Annotated in this window: 1 protein-coding gene; it reads right to left on the bottom strand. The window is 47.1% G+C overall.

The features are described from left to right. The coding region (locus tag Q7C21_RS22535) for a MobA/MobL family protein (RefSeq protein ID WP_375151164.1) at positions 1–541 on the bottom strand (541 nt) is incomplete at its 3' end. Positions 542–586 lie beyond the last annotated feature (45 nt).

Raw genomic sequence — 586 nt, forward strand, 5'->3', positions numbered from 1 at the left:
CGCGTTTGCTCTTAATGCCCTGAGCCATTGCCATTGCTTTTGCTACCGCATCGAGTGTGGGTGCTTTAGGCTTCGGCGCAGGTGCTGGTTCTGATTTTTTGATGGGTTCATCTGCTACGGTTGTCCTGCTTGGTGGCGATGTGCTGTGTTCAATATCTTTGATTTTATGACCGTTTAAGATAATGGCATCAGCGGCATCATTCACGATCTGATTTTTCGTAAGCGCTACGCCCCATACCAGCTCGTTACGCTCGTTGATTATTTCGTTGATAGTGCCAAGCTGTGTTGCTGGCGTTTTATCAATCTCGTAATGCTTGCCTTCTGCTTTGGCTTGTTCAGCTTTTCTTAGTTCTCGCTCGTATTTGTCACGTTCCAGCTTAGTAGCGACTGATCCCATTTTGAGCTGTGGTTCAATATCAATCCCTTGCGCGGCATAGCTGCGACTATCAATCAATTTATGGTCGTGCTCAGCCAGTTTTTCGTTGGCGATCTGCTCCCATAGTTGGCGAACGTCTTTAATCTCATGGCTCACGCGTTCCATGCTAAGTGAACGCCGCTTTTTGTCTGATAGCTCAATAGTCGCTTT

The organism is Pantoea sp. ANP04, assembly GCF_041982285.1.
Lineage (GTDB): Bacteria > Pseudomonadota > Gammaproteobacteria > Enterobacterales > Enterobacteriaceae > Pantoea > Pantoea eucalypti.